Origin of the sequence: Comamonas sp. wu1-DMT, from assembly GCF_040187805.1 — a bacterium.
Classification (GTDB): domain Bacteria; phylum Pseudomonadota; class Gammaproteobacteria; order Burkholderiales; family Burkholderiaceae_C; genus Comamonas; species Comamonas thiooxydans.
In genome coordinates, this window is sequence record NZ_JBANEM010000031.1 from 1 (window position 1) to 24156 (window position 24156).

The window sequence follows — 24156 nt, forward strand, 5'->3', positions numbered from 1 at the left end:
CATGTTTCGCCGCTCGGATGGGAACACATCAATCTCACCGGAGAATATCGCTGGCCAAAGCCTTAGCGTAGGATTCCGCCCCCTCCCGCAAACGACCCCTTGAGCAACAACAGCAAGCGTTGGACGAGATGGAAGGTGCGAACCGGCGATTTCATAAAGTGAAGTCGCCAGTGGCCTGGCTAAACAGTGTGGTGAAGAAATATAGAGACGGCGAATGCATCTGGGCGTATGCCCCCGTCATCGCTGCAGAGCGCATTGAGTTAGCCAAACAGGCCGATGCTCAACAGGCCCAGAAAGAAGCATCGCTGAAAGCTTTTCACGAAGGATCGGCCAACGCCGTCGCCAATCCAGTGCGAGTGGCGGTCGAAGGCAATGGGCCTTTGGGCAAAGAAGCGGCGCGTGCCAAGTTGCTTGCTCTTCGCAATGAGCGGGCAGCGAAGGTCGGAATGGCGAAGAAATGAGCTGACTTCCGAATAACCCGAGATGGGCCATATGGCACTCAGTGCCAAGTAGCTCGAAATGAACCACACGGCACTTAGTGCCATGTGGCTCGAAATGAACCACGCGGCACTTAGTGCCATGTAGCTCGAAATGAGCCACAGCAATTTTCAAGAGAAGCAATATGAGCTATCAGAAATCAGGGAACGATCTATTTATTCAGCTCGTTCAGCAATTCAGAAGCTACACGGATGCTGCGGTTCTTTGGGTCTTACTCAAAGAGCGGGGGGATATTGGAGAGATCGCCATTACGTCTGGGTCGATCACTGAAGTCGAACTGTGCCGAACCATTCCATTACCCACCGTAAAACGAACTCTCCAGCGGTTGCAAGAGACCGGATTTATTAATGTCCGCGTGCAGAAGAACACGAAAACGCTGGTGACCGTGAATCGCGATGCGGTACTCGATTTGCTAAGACAGCCCATTGCCGAGCGGCTGCCATCAGTTAGTAAGAAGCACTTTCCATTTATCGACGGTTGGAATGAAGACATCGCTAAAGAAGCTGCGCAAGTGGCAATAGAGAACGCCAGTGCCGACGAGGGCGGGAAGTCGGGAGAAGTCCCGGACGCTGGATAGACGAAGTATTTAATTTAAGGAGAAGACCTTGGCTACTGATCGAATCAAAACAGACCCCGGCTTTCAGCCAGTAATGCTGGCCGGTGTATTGGGTGCAGGTGCACCAGGCATTAAATTCGTCACCGACCCGAATTCGCCATTTCGTGACGGCTACTCAATTGCTGGTGAAGAAGCTGCTTTGGCGGCATTCATCCAGGCTGGCGCGTCTGAAGACGATCCTTTGTTTGATCGCTATGTAGAGCTGGAAGATCGCAAAGAGCAATTCCAGAAGATGCAAGCGGAGCGACGGGATCGTCGTGGTGCGGACGCGGTGGTGACGAACTCCGAAGTACAAGGCATTGATGATCTCGGGCCGCTGACGAACGAAGGCGTGGACCAGATGACGATTCACACCATCGAGGCCCACCGACTTTTTCAGGGGCGATCTGGGGAGCCTGAAAAGCGCTTGAACGCGATCATTGGCGGCAAGCGCGTTGCTTCCTCTCTGCGGAACCTTTGGGTACTGACGAGCCGTGACAACCCATATGCAGATTGGGCACTGGTACGCCATGAGTACGGCATCTCGCAAGTTCAAGAGTCGTTGCGCACCCAAATCGCTAAAGCCGAGGAGCTGCTGGAGAGCCAGCGCAAGCGCGGCCTGAGCCTGAGCATCGTTCAGTCCGCTCGCCCTATGACCCTGAACCTCGGATTCCGCAGCCCTTACGGCTATGCGATCTCCATGTTGATCGTGGACTACGACTACTTTGTTCGTATCCAGAAAACGCTGCAGCGCAAGAACTTGCTGAGTGATGAGCAGGCGCGTGCTGTGCTGAGCGCAATGAGCCGCGCCATCCTTGGCGTGTTCTACGGCACTGCCCGATTCGACAAATGGCTTGGCCGTCCAGAGATTCGTGAGCTGAGCCGTTCTGACTGGTTCAGTGCAGACCCGGAAGCTGCGAAGCGCATTCAGTTTGTGGTGAGCACGTTTGGTGCAGTGCCAGCCCAGATTTACAAGGCCGAAGTGAAGCCTTCGCATTCGCGCCGGCTCATCAACATCAGCGAAGCCGAACGTGCGTTGCTGCAGCAAGTTGGCGACCAATTGCAGCAGGCGCAAGAGCATGGCTCCGATGCATCCGCTTCTACTGGCCCAGAAGCTACAGCCACCGCTGATTAAGACCGCGCGCAGTCGTTTGGAACTGATATTGAAAGGGATTGGTGTGAAAAGGGATCTGGAAATAAAAGGGGCTTCGCAGCACACCGGTCGTGGCCGAGTCGTCAACAACGTGCTGTGGGGTCGTCAAGCCCTGGCGGATCAGGACTGTCAAGATCGAGCTGACGTAAAGGCCCTTACGGGTAGGGGCACCCTGTCCAGATTGCGCCAGAAACTTGACGGCATCGACGCAATCCTGAAACAGATGCGCGATTTGTCCGAGAAGTCGAAATCTGTTCCAGGACTGAGCTTCTATCTGGTCGTGCACCAGAAAAGCACAACGGGCTATGTCTTTCTGCGCTGGCGCCAACGCATGGGCTCTAACCGCCATTTGAGCTTTGAAGAGGTGGAGGAGCTTGCGTCAGGCCTGCCCAGTGAACTCCGTCAATGGTGCATGGCAGCGTCCCAACGCGCTGTGGCCTTGAATGAGGAGCACCAGCAGACGCGTGGCGATATCAAGCGTATTCGCGTGAGCGTGGACAAGGCTCCTGTCTTTCTTTATCCACGCTCCCCGATTTCGACCCTCTAAGTCCGTGCCTGGGCTGACCTGGTGCAGCAGCTCGGGCATTCAATCAGCACTGCAAGGAAATTGGATATGTCGCAATTGTTTATCGGCAAGGGAAACCTGGGTAGTTCTCCTAGTCTCAGGACGCTCAAGGGTGGGCCTAACGGCGAGTTTGATGTCGCCAGTATGCGTGTTCGGTTCAGCCGATACGGCCGCACCGAGGAGGGCGGAATCGAAGAGGTTGGCGGTTTTTGGCGCGAGGTGGAAATCTACGGAGCGAAGGCTCGCGATGCCGCGCGGCTCCTGCGCAAGGGAGCCAGAGTGCTAGTGATGGGGGAAGAGCTTGAGTACATGGCGCGCGATGAGGCTACTGGCGGTCAAGTGATGGTGTTCAAGATCGAGGCCCAGGATGTCGCACTTCTGCTGTCGCGTGTGAAGACCATTGAGTTCGAGGCTTCACGCCGCTCGTCCACGGAGCAGTCGGATGGCTCCTCAGGCGAAGTGCAGGAACCCTACCACGCAGGCCAGCCTGCTTAAAGACCGTTTTTAACCAAGGAGCACATCTTGACTTTACATCCCGATCAACAGGCCTCGGACGACATCACATTGCTTGTCGATGGTCGATTCACCATGGTGGTTGCGCCATCGCAAAAGGTGAATGAAGAAAATGCACCCGCATTCTTAGTCGTGCGAGATTCCAATGGCAAGGATGTATGCGTGGGATATTGCAAGCTCCAGTTTGATGGTACCTGGCACACGCGTCTCACGGTCACATACGATGAATCGTCGCAGTCGGACTCTATGTTGATTGGCGACTTTGATAGTCGCGTTGATGCGGTGGTGCGGTTATGGCTTGTCCGTCATAACTTCAGCTACCAGATGACAGAATAAATATCGGTTTTCCTGTGGCGCATGCTCAGTCGCCAATTGAGTCCACAGGAGAATATGGTGCAAGAAAAATATCAATTTTTGGGGCTCGTTGTTCCCGATCCAGTCGATACGAATTTCGATCCTGTGGCATGGGCCAATACTTGCCAGGATGTGTTCAATAAAAATATCGCTCTGATCGGGAAGTCCTACGACACTTTTATCTTGAAGTGTTCCAGCGATTTTGATCCGCTTATATCGGGGCTGCAGGTTTCTGATTCAACGCTCACATGGGCGCTATGGATGGCCGAAGGTTGGGGTTATGAGTCACCAGCAACAAGAGTTGTTCGCGAGGGGCTTTGATGTTGCCTAGGCCCGTCACGATCCGCCCGCCGGATCTCCTTATCAAAGCCGTCTCGGATGGACGCAGGCTCGGCCTGCAGCTCCTGGCAGTTCCAGGTGTGAGCCGTCCACTTGCAAACTACGATGCTTGGTGGAGTGGAGCTCGGCGCATGTGGCTGCTTCAAACTACCGACTCCAGTTATGCCGACGATGTGATTAAGCATGCGTTTGCTGGGCACTTCGTGGATATGGAGCAGCTCGATGTGCAACTGCGCGCCGCTGTCGCAGCTCCTGATCCCGACTACTTCTCGCAGTTGCTCGATGTTCAGATCTTCCCGCTGGTGAAGGGAGACCTAGCACGCGGTTCATGGGCGGTTAGCTTTACCTACGACCCGCTATGCGTGAAGGCGATGCGCTCGTTGGGCGGCTACTTCCACAAGCATGCGTCAGCGTGGCAAGTCAGAGCCGATCCTGAGCTCATCATGGAGCGGCTGGCCAGCATTGCCGGCGTGTCGTCGGAGTTCGTATTCGTCCATGAGCAGCCGGTGGTCATCGAAGAGTTGACCACAAGTGGCAACGAAGGCTCGCCTATCAGCGTGCCCGCTGCATCGCCACCGCTGGGCGGGGGCGGCGGGCCTGGTGAAGAAGAGGGCACCGGTTTCCTATCGACTGAGCATGGCCACGTCGATGACATGCCGTATGACCGGGTGGCCCTGGCCAGCCTGGTCGCCTGTGGCGTGCTGCGCGACTACCAGGCCGAAGGCGTCGCACATATGCTGCGCCAATCGGGCGCCTGCATGGGCGATGACATGGGCCTGGGCAAAAGCCGCCAGACGGTCGTGGCATCCCGGATGGCTGCTGGCAGCGGCCGGGTCCTGATCGTATGCCCTGCATCCCTACGTTTGAACTGGGAGCGAGAGATCAAGATGGTCTACCCAGACGCTCGCGTCGGGATGATCGGTGAGGACCGGATTTCGACGCTGGCTGGCTGTGACTGGGTGATCGGCAACTACGAACGCATGGGCGGCCTAGTGCGCGAGAGTGAGCTGGAGTTCGCGGTGATGGCCGTGGATGAAGCCCACTACCTGAAGGAATACAAGAGCGGCCGCACGCGCAATGTGTTCCTGCTGGCAGCACGGATAGAGCGATGCTTTGTCGTCACCGGCACGCCGTTGCTCAATCGCGAGATTGAGATGCATACACTGCTGCGCATCACGGGCCATCGCCTCGGTAGTCTCACGCTGGCTGAGTTCCGCAAGAGCTACGCGGGTAGCCCTGAGAAGCGAGCAGCACTGGCTGCAGCGATCCAGGGCTGGATGATCCGTCGCAGCAAGGACGTGCTCAAGGATCTGGGTGACAAGGCGAGGCAGTTTGTGCCTCTGTCGCCAGAGGGGCTCGATGTCTACAAGGAGATCTATGGCGACATGACCCTGCAGGCCATGCCCAAGATCGTTCGCCTGCGTAAATGCCTTGAAGGTCTGAAGGTTCCGTACCTGGTCGAAACCGTGCAGGCAATGGGAGAGGACGGCAAGCTCATCATCTTCTGCGAGTACATGAGCACCGTGGAGGCCCTTAAACAGGCCCTGGCCAGCCTTGGCGTAGGCTGTGTCTCGCTGGTCGGCTCGGATAGCTTGAAGCGTCGGCAGGCTGCGGTAGATGCGTTCCAGAGGGACGCAAGCATCAAGGTATTCATTGGCACCACCATGGCTGCGGGCGTGGGCATCACGCTGACGGCTGCCAACATCGTGGCATTTGCCTCCATGCCGTGGACGCCAGCCTTGATGCGCCAGGCAGAGGACCGGGCCTACCGCTTGGGTCAGATCCGCGATGTGCTGGTCCTGGTGCCCATCATCCAGGGCACTATCGATGAGGGCGTGCTGCAGCTGCAGGAGAACAAGCACACCACAGAAATAGAAGTGGTGGAGGCAGCCAAGAAAGCATTGCCTGTCCAACAACGAGCGGCTGTAGAAACTGTGCCAGATGAAGCTCGCGAGGAAGTGCGGGCACTTGAATATGCCTGATCTATTTTAAGTGCTCATAAAAAATGGCCACTTAGTGGCCATCTAATATCAAACCTGCTGCAATCATTTGATTTCGAATTGCGAGCGATCCTTATCTTTGATCCAGACAGGAGGCTTGCCACGGCCTGTCCAAGTTTGACCAGTCTCAGGGTCACGATACTTGGGGTCAACAGAGCCGCGAGTTGCTTTTGCTTTCGCTTGGGGGAATATATCGTCTTGGGTCAATCCATATGTCGCGATCAAACCCTTAATCTGTTGCACGGCTGTGCCGATTTCGCTTTTACGTGCTGCTTCAATCTGGGCTTCGAGTGTTGCGCGTTGGGCCAGCAGATCCTTGTACGACACCGCAGAGTTAGACATCAATATGCTCCATTAAAATGACAGAACATATTATGAGGCATTTTAAGAGATGATGGTTGCTTTGCTGGAAGCAAGGATTGCGTTGCACTCAGTTTCGGCGCTAAAATCGACGCACATTGGCTCTTCGGAGCTTTGTAGCATCTGAGTCCTTGAGAGATGCGCATCAGCTCACGCTGGCGAGGACATTCTTCAACCCCACGGGATAACACAATCCCGTCGGGGACCGTGTTGCCCAACATCTAGGAGCAACACATGCATCAATCTCAACGTTCTGCCAAGAAGCCGGCATCCTCGCCTTTTGACGTGGATCGCCAGCTGCTGGTGAAGATGATCTCTCGCGTCAACGACCCTGTCGTAGCACGCATATTTCTCAACACGTTGGATATGTACCCGGATCTGAAACTTCAGTTCCTAGGTGCCTATCTGATGGCGGAAGAGACGGTCAAGCGCTCGCAGATTCGATATGCAAAGGCTCATGACGTGGGTCAGGCTACTGCGCGAATCAAGCGAAAGTGTTTGGAGTTGCTTCGTGCCCTTTGGTCGCTTAGCGTTTGCTTTGCTCGTTGGACCCGTGTGGCTCTCAATGAGTACAAGCTGCAAAAGTCCCATAAATCGCCTAAGCCACCGGCTCCTTCTGCCAATGTCATCATGCTCCCGTTGTCTCGCAAGGCAACTGGCACAGATAACTAAGCAGAGGCTCTAACCAACCCATTACCCGAAATTCGTCGGGTAGTGGGTTTTTCTTTGTTCGAATATTTGGAGGCCATATGAATAAGAAATCAGTCCTTGAACGCTATCTCGAATTGCATCCATTGAAGGCTTCAAGGCGTGGCGCGTCATTGGATATGGAGCTCATTGAACGTTGGTACTTTGAAATTCAGCTCCGAGGCGTTGCGAAGATCAAACATCAGATTGCCCATGCGAAGCGAACCGCCACCTCATTGGTGAAAGCTCAAAGTAATTTCGAGAACCTCAATCCAACTCAATTGAAGCAATTGAAGGATGCCTCAACAATGATGCGCGATCTCGCCGAGTCGCTGGTTCCGCTAGAAAATTGGGCTAAGAGCTATAAGGAGTTCTACGATAAGACGGTTCTTGCCGATCAGAATGAAGAATGCGATGCGTTTGCGCAAGCACGCTGGCATGGCGATGAAGTGGAGTTTCAGCTAGAGCTTGAGTTATTGCTTGAGGCTGACAACTTCAAAACGCGCAGTTGCGTTGGTGATTGGTTTCATTTGAATAAGCGGTATCTCAACGTACCAGCCAATGAATTTATCCTGTCGCTATATCTGACCTTTCATGAGAAACAAAGCGTGAAGGAACGGATGCGGGCAGTAGCCTATTCATTTGTTTACGCCTCCGCTTGTCGCAGGGTCCATTCTGAGTTGATGAGCAATCAAAAGTCCGTGTACGTGGGTACCAAAGACATTGATGCGTACCTGGCATACCGAAAAGCAAATGTGCAGGCTTCGGCGTCTGCGGCAATGAGCAAGTTGGGTGTCAACCTATAAATCCCTGATGGGCACTAGATGCCCTGGGGCAAGTGTCCATCTTCCTTATCTACTGGAGATGAATATGAGCCTCGAAAACACCTTTGAACGTCCAAGGAATTACAAATCCATGGTGCATACAGAGAAAAACCCGAGCATTGAATTGTTGATGGACCAGGTAATGGTGATTGCATTAATTTGGACATTAGCTTCAAACGATGCCTTGGAACCATCTGCTAAAGAGAAATATAAGGCTCGTGTTGTACTGGAACAGGATCATCTTCGCACGATGCTCCAGAAAGCGCTCACAGCGAAAGACAGGGTTCTGTAACTTGTCCCGTATTCACTGGGTAATCTTCTTCTAACTCTCTTTTTACCCTTGGGGCGCCGTCATGCCCCTGGGGGGGGACGGTCCCCTTTCTGCTTTCAACGAAAGGAATCCCATGTCCAAGCACTTAATTAATCAAACGAACGTGAACGGTATTGAAATGGTTCTGGAATGCGGCTACGACCGCCCAACAGGCTCATTCTTTGCCAATATTCATTCCGAAGGCGACATTTACTACACCTCACTGGTGGAGCTCGGGTCGAAGGACTCTGGCTGGTTGCTCACCGTGACTGCAGAGCATGGCTTAGTAGTCCCTCGCCAAATGATGGATCGCCTGGCTATCGAAGCAATTTTCGATGGGAGTAATGATTTCATCGAGCACGAGCCTTACACGCAAACGGAATCTGACAGACGACTGCTACAGCTGGGCTTTCGCCAACAGATGCCGTCCGTGCTGCCAACCGATAACCCTGTGTGGGCTTGGTTCACTGACAGCGAGGAAGATCTTGGCACATATGCTTTGCTGCAATCCAAGGACTATCAAGCCTATGTGCCATCTCTGCTCTGTGATGTCTTGCCACAAGAAGGTGAATGGCCGGTACTCGATGAACAGGATGTGCTCAAGCGTCTTGACACGATGCATGCGCGGCTCTTGAAGGGCGCTTTCCAAAAGCATCCTGGCGAAGGCATAGGATCGGTTCTGAACCGCATTCTGGGCTTTGTGCCGCCAATTCTGCAGCTCGAATCCAAGTTGTTCGTTGTCTTCTCGGATCACGAATTCGTACAAGATAAAACGGGCTTTTGGGCTGGAGATAGTTGGGCTGGCTTTTCCGGGGCAAAGGTGTTCGGGCCGTGTGAAGTGACAGCAGAGGAGGGCGAGAACTGCATCCCTATTCACGAGGCATATGCCTTGGCGAGCGGTGCATTGCTCAAGGTCCAGTCATTTGGCGTCAAAAGCATCGCTGACGATGACTTATGCGCATCTTGCGGCCACTGCAACTATCGTCCAGGTGATATGAGCAGTTGCAGTAAAGACTGGCCTGGATACCAGGATTCCGATGGGTATCTGAAGGTGTGCTTTGCGTCCGTTATCGCCATCTAAAGCGCAAGCTATTTGAACCTCGCGCTGGCCAAGGGCCAGCGATTTTTTAACCCGGACGGGCGTTGTCGCCCAGTCGGGCCGCGCCTTTCCAGTTTAGAGAGTTGGAAATGACCGCAACTAACAATCAGCCGCTTTGCACAACTGCGGATCGTCAGAGCTACGCACTGACTGCTGAACAGGTCGCCATTGCCATCGCTGGCCACGATCTCCGCACCTTTAAGGGGTGGATAGCAGCCGCGTCATCATTACTCGCTGATGCGCCTTTGATGACCGGCATTCAGGAGAAACATAGCCCCTATGTGATCCTGAAAGCGGAGTTCAACGGAAAACCAGAGGTCGTTTTCTTCTACAACGAAACCAATGTCATCTACTCCCCAGATCTTGCGTCGGACTTCGACATCAGTGCCTGGTGTAACGATAGTTGGGATGGCGTCGAGGCTGAAGCCAACATCGCTACATTGACATGCCCAGACTTTGTGACCCTGCGTCACGAGCAATTGCTTAAGCAAGTCACTAACGACTCTCTGAGTCCTGGCATGTAATTGCCACACCCAAAAAGCCCAGCTCACAAGTTCTTGTGACTGGGCTTTTTTCATTGGTGGTGCCGGGCCTGCTGTCCTAGTTTCCTTGGCCGTCCGTCGATCACGGAAAGATGCGCAGAAGGTACGTTACCTTGATATGCTGCGTATTCCGGTCGAACTGACCGCCTGTGCCGGTTGCTGCTGGCCAGTCTGCTGGTCGTGACCGACTGAGTTCGGCCAGTAGCGGACAGTCGCAGTGCTCCACCGAATGACGGCTTCCTCGTCAACTTGTAACGGTCGGCTGCTTCGTTCTTGGGGTCGATTGCTCGAGCGTGGGCGGGCAATGCTCAGCTCGATTGGGCACGTCCGTGCCTTTTGACATATTAAATTCACCCAGAAGAGCAACCGATCATCTTTATCTTATTGCCGTAGACGTCGGCTTCGCGCGCCTCAGGAACAAAAGTCCAGCCAAGGCAACACACGCGAAGCTTACTCTGGTACGTCGTTGTACACGCTTAATGAATGACCTGGACAGGAAAACATTAAATATTCCATAGTCAATCAATATTGTCCAGCAACCCATCCTTCACCTGTGCGTCAATCTCCTTGACTAAAGCTACCACCTTTGTGACGAGTTCGTCGATGTCTGCACTGACAATATTCAGGACCTCATTCTTTAAGGTTCTGCCGTTGCGGTGAACGATGTCATGTCGATTGGTGGTGGCTTTAATCAGCCAGGCAACATCCTTTGGAAAATTGACTGACAGTACATTCTCATAGAGAGTCTTCGCGGTCACAACGTTGTGAAAGCTGATCTCGTCAATAGCATCATTCGCCAGCTTCAATATTTTGTCGTATGTATTGAAGATTTCGCTTATTGGCTCTCTTTTGCTGTTTTTGAATGCATCGTGGCTTTGGACAAATCGCCTTAACACTGCGCTGCGCTTCATGACTTGCTTCTTGAGGGTGTCACTCAGGTAGGCTTCCATCACTGTAATGACGTTGGCATAGAGCAAGCGCATGAGAGCTGGGTTATCTGGTGCCAGATTTGCCAAGTCCTTGGTTGAATCGAGCGAGTCTGTGAAGTCCTTGAAGAAATGCGTATTGTCAGAGTGGTATTCGATCAAGTCGTCAAAATCCTCTGTCCATCCTGAGTCGACCATATAGGTTGCATCAAGGACAAAGAATTTTTCATTCGGCATCACTTCTATCAGCGCCACTGCATACATATTTTCTGTTGAGCATGGAAAGCCAAACCCGCCCATCCCAAGCTCGTCTGAAAAGATAAATCCATCGGCGCCACTCAGCATGTAATTCAGAAGCTGATCGCTGTAGTTAGTGCGCTTCTCTCCATAAATGTTCGCCTTGAGGTTTTCGGTAGCGATCTTCTTGAGGCGGGCAAGCCAGTCCTCAAGGGTGCTGTTCTCCAGAGCGGGCAAAAGTGCAGCATTCGCGCCGTCAGTGTCCAAATCCTCTGCAATCATGTATCTGCATAACTGAGCTTTTCGTGCCAGCTCCTTGGTGAAGTCCGTGCGCAGCGAATCCTTGTCGTAGCCGTCCAGAGCTAGGCGGCGTGCGATGACTTCTACTGGTTCCTTGTAGAGGTATCTCACGGGGTAGTCTTCATCTTCGGACTTTTCGACCGTCCGTTCTTTTCTTTTGAAGTACCACTGGTTGATGTGATTCTGCATTTCTGTGACTGTCATGCAGCCCAGATCCACTGATGCCCAAGTTGACACGGTTAACTCCTAGTAGAGGGTCTTGGTACGGGACAGTTTCACTGCCAGCGTAAGTGAGCGCCCAAGTCCGGGTCGCGGCTCAAGTGAAAGCTTCGTGCGATATGCAGACAGCGGTGTCAGCGCCACAATTGTATTGACCATTGTCGCTCCGCAGCAGTCGTTGAGCGAGGCGTTCCGGACGATCGAAATGGGTCGTTTGCTGTCTCAGCTTTCGGCCACAAGCATGTCAGGGCCTCACATCCGAAGAGAGCATCTTTCGAAAAACGAAAAGGCCCGCAGTTGCTATGACTGCGAGCCTTTGTGATGTTAGCTTAGGCTCATGCCTTATTGGCTATTCCCTCGAGGTTACCACTGCACCTTCACGCCAATGGAGGCCTGTACCCCGCTCTTGACCCGGCTGTCACCGCCATTGGCCCACAGCTTGCCCAACTCACCATAGACGCTGGTGCGCGGGTTGATCTGCAGGCTGGCACCGGCGGCCATCTCGGTTGCAGTGTAGCCGCCCCTAGCCTTGATGTCGGTGGTTCCGCCAGGCGCCACAAAGCTGGCGATATCGGTGGTGTTGCTGGCCCTGTAGACATTGATGCGACCGTAAGGCTGCAGCACACCGGCACCGGTTGCAAAGTTGCCCTTGATGCGCGCGCCCAGGCGCACGGTCCAGTCGTCGTCGGCCTTGTTTTTGACCGTGGCCAGGCTCAGCGCCGTGTCATCAATGCTGAGCTTGCGGTAGATGATCTGCGCCTGAGGCTCGATCTGCCAGTTGGAGCTCACTGCAAAGGGTTTGCCCATTTCCACAGAAGCCAGCCAGCCACTGCCCTTAGTGCGGGCCTGGGCCGTATCGCCAGCCGTGCGCAGATCGCTGCGGTAGTCCGCGCCCTGGAGCACGGCATCGGCATACAGGCCTGAGGCATCTTGCCAGCTGCCGTAGACACCCAGGTAGCGGGTGCGCAGGTTGTTGAAGCCCACGTATTTGCGATCCTCGCCGCTGGCAAAGCCCTTGACGCTCATGTCGCCTTCGAGCTGGCCTACATAGATGCCGGCCTTGATGCTCTGGTCGGCATACAGGTCCAGACCCGCCTGGAATCCGGTCAGGTGACCGCTGCTTTCCGGGCTGACCGTGCCTTGCTGGCGGATCTTGGGATCGGTGCGCAGAATGCGGCCCCAGACACGGCGGCTGGCACCAGAGTCGGAGCTGGTGGTCGCTTGCGTGCCTTCATCTCCCATGCGCTTGCGCAGATCGCCCAGCATGGCCATGTCGGCCTGGCGCAGCTGTGCCGGCAGGGCCGACAGCAGCGGCACTTCGGCACGGTAGGCCGTGGTCGGTGTCGTTGGTGTCGTATTCGTCGATTGCAGCGCCGCACCTTGGGCGGTCTGTGTCAGGCGGTACTCGTAGGCACCGGCATCCACATGGCCGCCTACCAGAGTGAAAGAGCCTGGCTGCAGGCTGGCACCGTTCTCGGTACCGATGACCTCGATGCCGTTGCCTGTCGTCTGGGCACCCAGACCGCCAGCATTGGTGATATGCACCGTGGTGTTGCCGCTGGCCACGGCGGTGGCACCGGACAACAGCAGCTTGTCGGTGGCACTGCCGTCAGCAGCCAGCACGGTAGACAGGCCCAGATTACCGTTGTTGCCCACATAGGGGCCGGTGACCTTGAGCACGGCTCCTGGTACTGCTCCAGAGTTGCTACTGAGCTTGACGGTACCGCTGTTGTTCAGGCTGGCCAGGGTCTGGTTGAAGCCGGCTAGGTCCAGCACGGCGCCGCTGGCCACGGTGTGGGCCGAGGTGCTGCTGAAGGTATTGGCCGCTCCGGCCTGCAAGGTGCCTTGAGCCACGTCGGTGGCACCGGTGTAGGTGTTGGCGGTGTTGGTCAGCGTCAGCACACCGGTGCCCTGCTTGGTCAGGAAGCCTGCACCGGTAATCGCACCTGCCCAGGTCGCGTTGTTGGCACCGGTGTCTACGACGGGATCATTGTCACCAGTCATGTACAGGTTGTTGGCAATGGTCATGCCGTTGGCGGTCAAGTTAATCTTGGTGCCGTCGTCCATGGACAGCGTGCCACTTCCAAGGCCCTTTTCATTGCCCAAGTTCAGCGTACCCTGCTTGAGATCGACGCCGCCGCTGAAGTCACTGGCACTGTTCAGGGCTAGTACGCCTGCGCCTTGCTTGACCACGTGTCCCGTCCCGGAGACCTTGCCGCCAAGGCTGTCAACCTGGCCGGAAGCACTATTGATGACCAGGTTGGCAGAGCCCAGCTGGATATTGCCGTTGCTAACGATTTGAGAGCTGGTCAATGTATGACCGTTCAGGTCCAGAGTTGCCCCCTGGCTGATGGAATAACTGGCGTTCTGAACCAAAGCGCCAGCGGAGCCCGCTCGCAAAGTGCCTGCGGTGACTGTGGTGCCGCCCGAGTAGGTATTGGTACCTGTTAGCGTTGTCGTTCCGGAGCCGTTTTGCTGAAGAGAACCACTGCCGCTGATATCGTTGGAGACAGTTAAGGCGTCGTTGCGATTGAAGGCCAGAGATCCGTTGTTGGTCACCGCGCCCAAGCCGAGATTGCCGACGCTGCCGCCGTTGCCCACTTGCAGGGTGCCGCCATTGATGCGGGTGGTGCCTGTATAGCTGTTGGCGGCAGACAAGGTCAGGCTGCCGGCGCCGTTTTTAGTCAACGAAGTTCCATCCCATCCCAAAGCACTGTTGGATGCCTGGTTTTCGAGAGCCACGCCGACCTCAAACTGGTCTTGCAAATTGCTCAGGGTGAAGGTGCCGTGTGCCAAATTATTGTTGGCGGTCCAGCTCTGGCTATAACTGGCCAGATACTGTTTCCCGTCCACTGATTTGCGCGTGTTCAGTGTGAGGTAGTCGACCTCGCCAGTGAAGCCCCCCACACTGGTGAGAGCAAAGTCGCCGCTGATGCCGTTTGTGGTCGAAATCAGCACGCGGTCGAGTTGGCTGGAGGAGGTGATGCCCGAGAGGTTCAAGCCAACACCGCTGCCAATCTGCAGGCTGGACGCTGTCAAGCCCGGGGCCAAGCTCGTTGAGTCCAGCGACAGGGTGGATGTGTTGGCCAGTCGAACAGTGCCTGATACGGCGACCGCGGCTCCTGTCGTGACGCCTAGCGAGGCGTTACCCGCTACGTTCAAGTCACCGCCCAGTGAATGGCTGCTATTTGTGAAGTTGAGGGTTCCTGCGTTGACTTGTGTAGAACCTCCGTAGCTGGAGCTGCCGCTCAGTGTCAACGTGCCGCCGCCAGCCTGAGTCAAGCCTCCTGAGCCGTTGATGGAGTTGTTCAACGTGAGGTCATTGCTGCGATTGAAGACCAATGTGCCGTTGTTGTTGATCGCGCCGCTTCCCAGACTACCGCCAGTGCCGCCATTGCCTACCTGCAAGGTGCCTGCACCCACCGTGGTACTGCCTTGGTAAGTGTTGTCGCCAGTCAGTATCGTGGTGCCCTGGCCAGCCTGTGTGATGTTGCCGTTGCCACTAATAGAGCCCGCAACAGTTACCGCATCGCTGCGGTTGAAAATCAGCGAGCCGTTATTGACGATGCTGCCGTTCACCGCTCCGCTTGAGCCGCCATTGCCGAGTTGTATCGTGCCGCCGGCATTGATTGTGGTGCTGCCGGAATAGAGGTTATTGCCCGTCAGTGTCAGGGTTCCAGAGCCTGTTTGCAGCAGACCACCTGTTCCACTGATGGTTCCCGAGAACGTGGTGCTGGCGTTGTTGCCACCAGTCGTCAGGTTGGAGCCACCGAGAAGCAGAGTGCTGCCGGCCACTCCAGCCAATCCTCCGATGTTTTGATTGCCGCTGGCACCGATGTTGAGCGATCCGGCTCCAGCCAGATTGACCGTGCTGCGATCCGAGAGTGTGCCCCCAGCTCCCACCAAGATTGCGCCGCTGTTGATCGTGGTGTCGCCGGTATAGCTGCTGGAACCCGCCAAAGTCACCGTGGCTGCGCCGCCCTTGGTCAATCCACCTGCTCCGGAGATGTCTCCGCTCAACGTCAGATCATTGCTGCCGAGCAACTGGAGATTGACACCAGACCCCAGGTCAATGGCGTTGCTCAGGTGCACAGGAAAAGTGCTATCCAAAGTACTGCTGCCAGCAACACTCAGCAGACCGGTGCCAAGAGCGCTATTGCTTCCCACGACCAGGCCGCCCGCATTGAGTGTCGTCCCGCCGCTGAAAGTGTTGGCTCCTGCCAGCGTTTGCACTCCAAGACCGCTCTTGATCAGCCCTCCGGTTCCGTCGATGGAGCCTCCGAAATTCGTGTTGCCTACTCCTCCGAGTGTGAGCGAGTTACCGCCCAGAAACAGGTTCGAACCTGCAACGCCTGCCAAAGAGCCCACGGTCTGATTGCCGGCTGCGGCTATGTCGAAGCCCGTTCCCGCAGCCGCCAGGTTAACGGCTCCGGTAGAAGCCAGGCTGCCACCTGCGCCAATCGCCAAGATGCCTGCATTGATGCTAGTACCGCCGGTGTAGGTATTGGCACCGGTCAAAGTCTCGGTACCGGTTCCCTGTTTGATCAGGCCTCCAGTGCCGCCGATGGAGCCACTAAATACACTGTTAATTGGGCCTCCAACAGTCAGCGAGTTCCCGCCCAGGTTGACGGTGCCATTGCCAATGAGGGTGCCAAATGTCTGCGTGCCATTGCCGGCCGATAGATCGAAGGTGGCTCCGGTTGCAAGATTGACTACGCCATTGGCGTAAAGACTTGCTCCTGCACCGAGCGCCAAAGTGCCTGCGCGGATGAAGGTACCGCCACTGTAAGCGTTGGTCCCATTCAAGGTCAGCGTCGCGCTTCCGTCCTTGGTCAGAGAGCCCGTGCCAGTAATATCGCCGTTTAGGGTCAGTGCATTGCTGCCGAGAACAGTGAGGTCCGCATTCAACGCGACATTGTTGGCCAGTGTCGCCGCACTCACGGAATCCAGCGTCGCTGCACCGTTGACGGTGACAGTGCCGCTGCCCAGCGCCGCGTTGTTTCCAATCATCAGACCACCGGCATAGAGGGCGGTTCCGCCCGAGAAAGTGCTTGTGCCGGTCAAGGTCTGCGTACCGCTGCCTTGCTTGACAATGCCGGCCGTGCCGGTGATCGAGCCGCCAAAGGTCTGGTTGCTGCCGTCGCCAAAGGTCAAGCCGTTGCCGCCCAACGCTACCGTGGTGCCCGCCACGCCCGATAGCGCGCCGATGGTCTGTGCCGCGCCTGCGCCGGTGATGTCGAAGCTCGCTCCCGCAGTGCCGAGATTGACGCTGCCGCCCGCCGCCAGCGAGCCGCCCGCGCCAAGCGCCAGGGTGCCGCCGTTGATGGTGGTACCGCCCGTGTAGGTCTGCGTACCTGTCAACGTTTCCGTGCCGGTACCGGTCTTGGTGACGCCACCAGTTCCGCCGATCGTGCCGCCGAAGGTGTGATTGCCCGCATCGCCAAATGTAAGCCCGTTGGCGCCCAGACTCACGCTGGAGCCTGCGGCCCCCGCCAGGCCTCCGATCGCCTGCGACGTCGTCGCCCCGCTCAGGTCGAGCGAGGTGCCCGCGTTCGCCAGGTTCACCGTGCCCTGGTTCGACAGGCTGCCGCCCGCGCCGATCGCGATAGTCCCGGCGTTGACGGTAGTGCCACCCGTGTAGGTGTTGGTGCCCGTCAGCGTCTCGGTGCCCGAGCCCTGCTTGACGATGCCGCCCGTGCCGCCGATCGCGCCGCCAAAGGTCTGGTTGGTTGCGTCGCCGAAGCTCAACGTATTGGAGCCGAGATTGATGTTCGAACCGCCGACGCCCAACAATGCACCAACCACCTGAGGTGAGGTCGCGCCACTGATGTCAAAGCTCGTGCCTGCGTTGGCCAGGTTGACCGCGCCGCCGACCGCCAGCGATCCGCCGGCACCGATCGCCAGCGTACCCGCATTAATGGTGGTGCCGCCGGTAAAGGTGCTGGTGCCCGTCAGCGTCTCGGTGCCCGAGCCTTGCTTGACAATGCCGGCCGTTCCGGTGATTGCTCCGCCAAAGGTCTGGTTGCTGCCGTCGCCGAAAGTCAGGCCGTTGCCGCCCAGCGCCACCGTGGTGCCCGCCACGCCGGACAAGGCGCCGATGGTCTGTGCCGCGCCCGCGCCGCTGATGTCGAAGCTCGCACCCGTGCCACCCAGGTGTACCGCGCCGCCGGCCGACAGCGAGCCGCCAGCGCCAAGCGCCAAGGTGCCGCCGTTGATGGTGGTGCCGCCCGTATAGGTCTGCGTGTCCGTCAGCGTTTCCGTGCCGGTGCCCGTCTTGGTGACGCCACCAGTTCCGCCGATCGTGCCGCCGAAGGTGTGATTTCCCGCATCGCCGAATGTCAGCCCGTTGGCACCCAGACTCACGCTGGAGCCTGCGGCCCCCGCCAGGCCGCCGATCGCCTGCGGCGTGGTCGCCCCGCTCAGGTCGAGCGAGGTGCCCGCGTTCGCCAGGTTCACTGTGCCCTGGTTCGACAGGCTGCCGCCCGCGCCGATCGCGATGGTCCCCGCGTTGATGGTGGTGCCGCCCGTGTAGGTGTTGGCGCCCGTCAGCGTCTCGGTGCCCGAGCCCTGCTTGACGATGCCGCCCGTGCCGCCGATCGCGCCGCCAAAGGTCTGGTTGGTCGCGTCGCCGAAGCTCAGCGTGTTGCCGCCCAGCGAGACGGTGGTACCGGCCACGCCCGACAGCGCGCCGATGGTCTGGTTGGCGCCCGCTGCGCTGATGTCGAAACCCGCGCCGGCGGTGCCGAGATTGACGCTGCCGCTCGCAGCCAGCGAGCCGCCCGCGCCCAGGGCGAGGGTGCCGCCGTTGATGGTGGTGCCGCCTGTGTAGGTGTGGGTACCTGTCAGCGCCTCGGTGCCCGAGCCCTGCTTGACGATGCCGCCGGTGCCGCCAATGGAGCCGCCGAAGCTCTGGTTGGTGCCATCGCCCATGGTCAGCGTGTTCGCGCCGAGCGAGATAGTGGTGCCTGACGCGCCGGCTAGCGCACCGATGGTCTGGTTGGCGCCCGAGGCGCTGATGTCGAAGCCCGCGCCCGCACCAGCCAGGTTGACCGCGCCGGTGGCCGCTAGCGAGCCGCCCGCGCCCAGGGCCAGCGTGCTGCTGTTGATGGTGGTGCCGCCCGTGTAGGTATTGGCGCCCGTCAGCGTGGTGGTGGCCGCGCCGTTTTTGAGCAAGCCGCCCGCGCCTGAGATTACGCCACCGACCGTCATGGCGTTGCTACCGCCCAACGCCAGCGAGGCGCCGGCGTTGACGGCCACTTGGTTGGCGACGGTGACGGCCTGGCTGCTGTCGAGCGTGGCGTTGCCGCCGGCCGTCAGGGTGCCGGTGCCGAGCGCCTGGTTGTTGCCGATCACGATCATGCCGGCGTTGAGATTGGTGCCGCCCGTGTAGGTGTTGTTGCCCGACAGGGTCAGCGTGCCGCTGCCCGACTGGGTGACCGGCCCGGTGCCCGAGACGGTGCCCGACAGGTTGAGGCTTGAACTCCCCGACACGCCCAGCCCGGCGCCGCTGGTGGCTATGTTGTTGGACAGCGTGAGGCCCGGCGTGGTCGACTGGATCGCGCCGCCGTTGGCGCTGATGGCGCCGGTGCCGAGCGAGGCGGCATTGTTGACCACCGCGGTGGCACCGTTGCCCAGTGTCGCGTCGACCGCGCCCGATGCGCCCGACAGCGTCCAGGTGCCGCTCTGTAAGTCGAGGTGGTTGAAATTGACGTAGTTGCCGTTGTTGATGGTGCCGGTGGCGGAGGTGCCCTGCTGCAGGATCAGCCTGTTGTTGCCGCCCGCGCCGCCGTCGACGGTGCCGGTGGCCGCGAAACTGATGGTGACCGAGCCGATGCCGAGATTGACCGCCAGGCCGGTCCCGCCCGAACTGTTCACCGAGGAATCGGTGGTGGCGATGAACTGGTTGGTGCTGTTGGCGCCCATCGAGACGCTGCCGTTCACCGTGCCGGAGTTGGTGAAGGTGTTGCCGCCGGCCGAGCTGCCAAGCGCCACCCGCCCGGTGATAGTGCCGGAATTGCTGACGTTAACCTGCCCGCCGCCATAGGCAGCGATCACACCAGCATCCGGGCCGAGCAGGGTGGCACCGATGATGCCGCTGGTCGACATGGTGCCGGTATTGATGATGTTGGTGGTGCCGCCCGCACCGTTCTGCACCGCCAGCGCCATGCCGGTCAGGCCGATCGACAGGCCGGTGGTACCGGCCATGGTGCCGTTGTTGGTGACCGTCTGGGTGCTGGCCGAGGCATTGCCCATCACCACGCCCGAGGACAGCACGCCCAAGCCGGTGCCGAGCAGGGTTGGGTCGATGCGGCCGTTGTTGGTCAGCGTGCCATTGCTTCCACTCAGTGTCATGGCATTGCCGCCGACACCGAGCAACACTCCCAGGCTACCGCCAGGATTGACCGTGACGCTGAGGTTACTGGCCGCATTGAAATAGCTGGGAGCCAGAGGATTGGCAGCGCCCGAACAGCTGACGTTGAAGCCTGCCGCAGTGCAGGCTGCATCAGCATGAGTTGCGCTGAGTGCAAGCACTACACCGATTACCGCGCCAACGACCACGGTGGTTCCGCGCTTACCTGCGGCACGAGAGGTTTCTGGAGCAGCAATCCAGGTACCTAACGCTGCGTTCCAGATGCTTCTGTAAATCCGATTCATGACGAAGATACCTCCCAAATGCTTGCGTAAATGCACTTACATAGGAGTGATCCATATCCATGAAAAAGATCGCAATCACTCACAGAAGACACGAAAGGTAACGATTTTTAGTTGCTTTGACAATCATTGAATTCAAGATTCTTATTGCCATTGAAGGGCCTTCATTGCCAGAGCCCACAAGTCGCTGAAGCCTTCCTAGATGTGGAAGATGATTGCAACCACGTCAATACGGGGCTCGATGACTTGGCCTCATCCGAGCCTGGGAGCGATCTGTCGCCGAAAAGCAGACTTGATGGGGCAGCGAAACAAACCTGAAGTACCCGTTAGCGGCCGTTCATGTCGGGCAGCAATCGGCCATGACCAGTCATTCGATGATCTGCCAAAGAGCCGCCCATTAGCAGTCGTAGATGCAACACACTAACTACCGCTTAGGCGGTAGGAGTGTTGCAATCTTGTGTGTAGCTGTATGGCGCAAGCGTCTCCGATCTCCACGTCCGTCAAGCCTTTGCTATCACAGTCATACGGGATGAATCTGAAGGTGCTCATTTAGGCCGGCAAGGATTCCGCAATGTTGAGCAGTTCGCTCCTCACCACAGCGTTTGCGTAGATCTTGGAGTTGCTTTTGTAGAAGATGCAACTCCTTAATTCGCTCATAGACTTGGCTGATATGCGCATCCAGCAAGGCGTTGACATCACCACAAGCAGCACCGGGGTCGTCTCGAAACCGAAGTAGTACACGCACCTCGGCGAGAGACATGTCTAGGCTGCGGCAATGGCGAATCATTTGAAGTCGCTCCAGATGCGAAGATTCGTAGATCCGAAAGTTCCCTTGGGTCCGAGCAGGTGCAGGCAACAATCCTTCTCGCTCATAAAAGCGAATTGTTTCTACCGGCGTGGACGAGGAGACGGAAAGCTCGCCAATTTTCATCGAGTGCTCGCAAAGTGAATGCTTGGAAATTTTAAGGTTTTTGGGCTTGACTCTGTAGTAGGTACAGGTTTTCTAATGATGTCATGAGTACCACTCCTACATGCCTAACACCTTCGACAACCGCTTCACACGAGCCTGCTACCTGCTCGGGCGGTTGCTCATTAAGTTGTATCGACGACCAGTCAATCGAGCAGTCCAGTGTTCCAGAGGCAAAGGCAGTGCCATTTCTGAGCTTGCGCATCCCTTCCATGGATTGCCCAAACGAAGAACGCCCAATTCGGAACGCCGTAGAGCGAATCGCTGGTGTCACTGGGATGCGCTTTGATTTGGCTCAGCGCACCCTGTCTGTGGATGCCTCTAGCGCTTCTTGGCCGGTGGTAATTGAGGCGATCAGAGGGTTGGGCTTTCAGGTCGAGCCCTTAGCCCCGCTGTCCAAACAAGATGCCTGCAAAACGGATATCTCAACTGGAAGCACACACTGTGGAGATTCCCCTTGCAGTAGCGCTGCATGTGAAGTGACGTCTCCCATTGCTGCGCAGCCGAATGCTGATGTGAGTCCGAAGGAATTGCGACTGCACATTCCATCAATGGACTGCCCTAACGAGGAGCGACCTATTCGAGCCGCAGTGGAGCAGGTTGTCGGCGTGTCGGGAATGCGTTTCGATTTGGCACAGCGCAAGCTGTTCGTAGATGCCACCCAGACATCCTGGCCTTCGGTGATCGAAGCGATCAATCGACTAGGGTTTGAAGCTGAGCCAGAAACGTCGAATTCTCAGTTGCAAGCTGACTTAGTTGCACGCGTATCCAATAGCTCGTGTGAGGGCACAAGCTGCGGAGGCTCGGCATGTGAAACACCCCTTACGCTCCCAGTCTCAACCGCAAAGGTTGATGCAATCGAGGGCGGATTACTTCTGAGAGTACCCGCGATGGACTGCCCTACAGAAGAAGGGCAGATCCGTCGCGCACTCGAAGGCATTTCGGGAGTGCGGAGACTGCAGTTCAATCTACCCGCACGCATGTTGTCCGTAGACGCCCCTGAGTCGGCCAAAGACTCGATCATCCAGGAGCTGTTGAACGCTGGATTCAAGTCTGAAGTGCTTAGTGCTCCCTTGTCGGCAGAGCAAACGGCTCAAGCTCAACGCACTGAATTGAATCGCCTGATCGCAGCATTGGTAGTTGCAATACTCGCAGAAGGCGTCCACTTTTTTGCGCCCGACAGCCTGCCGTGGAAGGGGCTTGGTATGGGCGTCGCGGCGATGGCCATTGCACTATCTGGACTTTCTGTTTTCAAGAAAGGGCTTGGTGCGCTATTGCGGTGGCAGTTAAATATCAATGCGCTGATGAGCGTCGCAGTGATTGGCGCATTTCTCATCGGACAATGGCCTGAGGCCGCGATGGTCATGGCGCTGTATTCGTTGGCCGAACTGATTGAGGCTCGGTCAGTAGATCGAGCGCGCAACGCCATCGCCGGCTTGCTGGCATTGTCGCCGTCACAGGCGGAGATTCAGCAGCCGGATGGCTCTTGGAGCGCCTTGGACGCGAAACTGGTGCCAGTTGGATCATTGGCGCGCGTGAAACCAGGTGAACGGTTTGCTTTGGATGGACGTGTCATTGCAGGCAACAGTGCGGTAGATCAATCTCCTGTCACAGGGGAAAGCGTTCCCGTGGATAAAAGTCCAGGCGACGATGTCTATGCTGGCACTATCAACCAAAGTGGCTCGCTGGAATTTCGTATCACTAGACCGGCAAGCGACACTGTGTTGGCGCGGATCATTCATGCGGTAGAAGAGGCACAGAGCCAACGCGCCCCAACACAACGGTTCGTGGATAAGTTTGCAGCCGTCTACACGCCAGCAGTCTTCGTAATGGCTCTAGCGGTCGCTCTTGGAACGCCCTTGTTTTTGGGGTGGGAGTGGATGACAGCAATCTACAAGGCACTGGTCCTTCTGGTAATCGCCTGCCCATGCGCCTTGGTCATTTCCACCCCAGTAACTGTTGTCAGTGGACTCGCCGCAGCTGCTCGTCGAGGCATCCTCATCAAGGGAGGAGCGTACTTGGAACAGGCTCGTCAGCTGTCTATGCTCGGACTGGATAAGACGGGAACTCTTACCGAGGGGCGTCCCAAGCTTGTGTTTAGCAAAGTGCTATCCACTGTCAGCAGCGAAGCCGATGTTCTGAGCTGGGCTAAGAGCCTAGCGGAGCGCTCTGACCATCCCGTGTCTAAGGCCGTTGTTAACGGTTTGGCAAATGATGCGATAGAGGTTCAGAACTTCGCTGCGGAACTGGGCAAAGGAGTTCACGGGAGCATTGGTGGCGTGAATTACGTGCTGGGCAATCATCGCTGGATTCACGAACGCGGTCAGTGTTCATCTGAACTTGAAGCGGCCCTGCGAGAACAAGAGTTGCAAGGTCGCACACTGTCGTTGTTTGCCAATGACAGTGAAGTACTCGCAGTATTTGCGGTCGCTGATACCACCAAGGAATCCAGTCGGCAAGCCATTGCTGAATTGAAGGCCTTGGGTGTACAGACGGTCATGCTGACCGGCGATAACGAAGCCACAGCAGCAGCGATCGGACGAGAGGTTGGTATCAATGAAGTGCGTGCCAATCTGTTGCCGCAGGACAAACAGTCCTGGGTCGCGCAGATGGCTGAAGGTCACGTCGTCGGTATGGTTGGCGATGGCGTGAACGACAGTCCTTCGCTCGCGGCTGCCTCGATTGGATTTTCCATGGGGGCCGCTGGTACAGATACGGCTAAGGAAGCTGCCGATGTTCTGATCATGAACGACGATCTGCGCAAGGTGGCTGAAACCATTCGTCTTTCCAAACGAACCCATGCAATCCTTTGGCAAAACATCACCATTGCCCTTGGTATCAAAGCCGTATTCTTTGCTTCTGCAGTCTTTGGCAACGCCTCGATGTGGATGGCTGTCTTTGCAGATATGGGGGCTAGCTTGTTGGTGGTTTTCAATGGCCTTCGCCTTCTTAAAGCCTCCCGCGTTTAACTAGCGTTGCTCAACGCAATTTTTCGGCCCGCAAGACGGGCCTGCTT

The 24156-nt window shown here is 57.0% G+C and carries 18 protein-coding genes; 14 read left to right on the plus strand and 4 right to left on the minus strand.

The genetic code is table 11. The features are described 5' to 3' along the window. Window positions 1-119 precede the first annotated feature (119 nt). The 8 genes from V8Z78_RS25365 to V8Z78_RS25400 all read left to right on the plus strand — a co-directional run bounded on the left by V8Z78_RS25365 (window position 120) and on the right by V8Z78_RS25400 (window position 5999). Window positions 120-461 (plus strand): hypothetical protein, encoded by a 342-nt coding sequence (locus V8Z78_RS25365; protein ID WP_349732395.1) that lies wholly within the window; start codon window positions 120-122, stop codon window positions 459-461. 161 nt (window positions 462-622) lie between these two features. Next, entirely contained in the window at window positions 623-1075 is a 453-nt protein-coding gene (locus V8Z78_RS25370) for a hypothetical protein (protein ID WP_003054949.1), read from the plus strand. A gap of 28 nt (window positions 1076-1103) precedes the next feature. Continuing rightward, window positions 1104-2228 (plus strand): PFL_4669 family integrating conjugative element protein, encoded by a 1125-nt coding sequence (locus V8Z78_RS25375; protein WP_349732396.1) that lies wholly within the window; start codon window positions 1104-1106, stop codon window positions 2226-2228. 16 nt (window positions 2229-2244) lie between these two features. Further along, entirely contained in the window at window positions 2245-2793 is a 549-nt protein-coding gene (locus V8Z78_RS25380; RefSeq protein ID WP_003065065.1) for a hypothetical protein, read from the plus strand. Window positions 2794-2859: 66 nt separating this feature from the next. Next, on the plus strand, window positions 2860-3306 hold the full coding sequence (locus tag V8Z78_RS25385; protein ID WP_003054955.1) for a single-stranded DNA-binding protein: 447 nt from the start codon (window positions 2860-2862) through the stop codon (window positions 3304-3306). 27 nt (window positions 3307-3333) lie between these two features. Beyond that, on the plus strand, window positions 3334-3660 hold the full coding sequence (locus V8Z78_RS25390; protein WP_003054957.1) for a hypothetical protein: 327 nt from the start codon (window positions 3334-3336) through the stop codon (window positions 3658-3660). A gap of 54 nt (window positions 3661-3714) precedes the next feature. Beyond that, window positions 3715-3999 carry a hypothetical protein gene (locus tag V8Z78_RS25395; protein ID WP_003065071.1) on the plus strand — a complete coding sequence of 95 codons (285 nt, stop codon included), beginning with the start codon at window positions 3715-3717 and terminating at the stop codon, window positions 3997-3999. 149 nt (window positions 4000-4148) lie between these two features. Further along, window positions 4149-5999 carry a DEAD/DEAH box helicase gene (locus V8Z78_RS25400; RefSeq protein WP_019042253.1) on the plus strand — a complete coding sequence of 617 codons (1851 nt, stop codon included), beginning with the start codon at window positions 4149-4151 and terminating at the stop codon, window positions 5997-5999. 63 nt (window positions 6000-6062) lie between these two features. Here the strand turns inward: V8Z78_RS25400 and V8Z78_RS25405 are convergent, their stop codons facing one another. Then, window positions 6063-6359, minus strand: a complete 297-nt coding sequence (locus V8Z78_RS25405; protein ID WP_003065080.1) for an H-NS histone family protein — start codon at window positions 6357-6359, stop codon at window positions 6063-6065. Between the two features lie 252 nt (window positions 6360-6611). Here V8Z78_RS25405 and V8Z78_RS25410 point away from each other — a divergent pair, with 252 nt between their 5' ends. The 5 genes from V8Z78_RS25410 to V8Z78_RS25430 all read left to right on the plus strand — a co-directional run bounded on the left by V8Z78_RS25410 (window position 6612) and on the right by V8Z78_RS25430 (window position 9821). Next, the gene (locus V8Z78_RS25410) at window positions 6612-7049 is read left to right on the plus strand and encodes a hypothetical protein (RefSeq protein ID WP_003054965.1); all 438 of its coding nucleotides are present in this window, start codon (window positions 6612-6614) and stop codon (window positions 7047-7049) included. A gap of 77 nt (window positions 7050-7126) precedes the next feature. Next, window positions 7127-7870: a hypothetical protein gene (locus V8Z78_RS25415; protein ID WP_029158328.1), complete on the plus strand. Its 744-nt coding sequence runs from the start codon at window positions 7127-7129 to the stop codon at window positions 7868-7870. 64 nt (window positions 7871-7934) lie between these two features. Further along, window positions 7935-8180 carry a hypothetical protein gene (locus tag V8Z78_RS25420; RefSeq protein ID WP_029158329.1) on the plus strand — a complete coding sequence of 82 codons (246 nt, stop codon included), beginning with the start codon at window positions 7935-7937 and terminating at the stop codon, window positions 8178-8180. Between the two features lie 112 nt (window positions 8181-8292). Next, a complete protein-coding gene (locus V8Z78_RS25425; RefSeq protein ID WP_349732397.1) occupies window positions 8293-9279 on the plus strand; it encodes a hypothetical protein in 987 nt (328 codons plus the stop codon). Between the two features lie 107 nt (window positions 9280-9386). Further along, a complete protein-coding gene (locus tag V8Z78_RS25430; protein ID WP_019042258.1) occupies window positions 9387-9821 on the plus strand; it encodes a hypothetical protein in 435 nt (144 codons plus the stop codon). 536 nt (window positions 9822-10357) lie between these two features. Here V8Z78_RS25430 and V8Z78_RS25435 read toward each other — a convergent pair. The 3 genes from V8Z78_RS25435 to cadR form a co-directional block, all read right to left on the minus strand. Next, a complete protein-coding gene (locus tag V8Z78_RS25435) occupies window positions 10358-11539 on the minus strand; it encodes a HEPN/Toprim-associated domain-containing protein (protein ID WP_349732398.1) in 1182 nt (393 codons plus the stop codon). Window positions 11540-11884: 345 nt separating this feature from the next. Continuing rightward, window positions 11885-20176, minus strand: a complete 8292-nt coding sequence (locus V8Z78_RS25440; protein WP_080731526.1) for an autotransporter-associated beta strand repeat-containing protein — start codon at window positions 20174-20176, stop codon at window positions 11885-11887. Window positions 20177-20693: 517 nt separating this feature from the next. After that, window positions 20694-21104 (minus strand): Cd(II)/Pb(II)-responsive transcriptional regulator, encoded by a 411-nt coding sequence (gene cadR / locus V8Z78_RS25445; RefSeq protein ID WP_019042261.1) that lies wholly within the window; start codon window positions 21102-21104, stop codon window positions 20694-20696. A gap of 314 nt (window positions 21105-21418) precedes the next feature. Here cadR and V8Z78_RS25450 point away from each other — a divergent pair, with 314 nt between their 5' ends. Continuing rightward, window positions 21419-24109 carry a heavy metal translocating P-type ATPase gene (locus V8Z78_RS25450; RefSeq protein ID WP_326998620.1) on the plus strand — a complete coding sequence of 897 codons (2691 nt, stop codon included), beginning with the start codon at window positions 21419-21421 and terminating at the stop codon, window positions 24107-24109. The last annotated feature ends 47 nt before the right edge of the window (window positions 24110-24156 follow it).